This is a genomic window from Staphylococcus sp. EG-SA-2 (assembly GCF_017152085.1).
Map to the genome: position 1 here is coordinate 1 of NZ_JACYHC010000865.1, position 1,113 is coordinate 1,113.

Below are 1,113 nucleotides of genomic sequence, written 5' to 3' on the forward strand. Positions count from 1 at the left end.
TCTTTCAAATACAACACGCGCAAAATGCACAAAATAATCGACAACTTCTCTATTTCTAAATCCACCATAATGTTTCGCTAAATGAAGTGGCATCTCAAAATGTGATAACGTCACAACAGGTTCAATACCTTGTGCAATTAATTCATCAAAGATACGATCATAAAAGGCAAGTCCTTCTTCATTTGGCACATCTTCATCCCCATTCGGAAAGATACGTGTCCACGCAATCGACGTACGTAAACATTTCAATCCCATTTCTTTAAACAAGGCAATATCTTCCTTATAACGATGATAAAAATCAATACCTTCATGATTTGGATAATAGCGATTGAGGTCTATAGATTCTGTAATCTGACGTGCTTTGCCATGTGCACCACTCGTCATAACATCAATTACACTTAACCCTTTACCACCTTTTTCATATCCACCTTCAAATTGATTTGCGGCAAGAGCGCCACCCCACATAAAATTTTGCGGTAATTTTGTCATTATTACAACACACTCCTAGTTTTTAAATATTTTAAAAATAACATCTTCAGTCGTAATGATTTCATTCATTGTCAGTTCTACTTTTCCTAAATCGGCAGAGTTGCTAATAACGACAATAACGTCAGCATTGTAGCCTTGTTGTTGTATATATTGCTGGTCGAATTGCAACAACGTTTGCCCTGCTTCAACATGATCATTTTGCTTTACAAAGCACTTGAACCCTTTACCTTCCAAGTCAACTGTATTCACGCCAATATGAATGACTATGTCCACACCGTCTTCTGATTGAATACCAACTGCATGCTTAGTTGGTACAATCATAGATATTAAACCATTGAACGGTGCGATTACTTTGGATTCTTCATGAGCTTTGATTGCTAAGCCTTCACCTACCATTTTCTCTCTAAAAATTGAATCTCTTACTTCTTTAAGTAAAATACGACGACCAGCGATTGGTGCTTTCACTAAAATTGGTGTTGTTACTTTTACTTGAGGTGTATAACTTGTATCTTGGCTATTAATATTGTCAGTATTCTCACTCTCTTCGACATTAGCATTCTTAATTAATCGCTGTAATTGCTGATACACTTCATCGACATTTCCATTTAATTTTATGACTAACTG

2 protein-coding genes are annotated in these 1,113 nt (G+C 35.9%); both read right to left on the reverse strand.

Features of this window, described 5'->3' with window-relative positions; all coding sequences use genetic code 11:
• Positions 1-489, reverse strand: a 489-nt coding sequence (locus tag IDG60_RS27615; protein ID WP_206160883.1) for a family 1 glycosylhydrolase, incomplete at its 3' end; no start/stop codon positions are given.
• Positions 490-504: 15 nt separating this feature from the next.
• Positions 505-1,113 (reverse strand): PTS sugar transporter subunit IIA (locus tag IDG60_RS27620; RefSeq protein WP_206160884.1); only part of this gene is annotated, 609 nt, incomplete at its 5' end.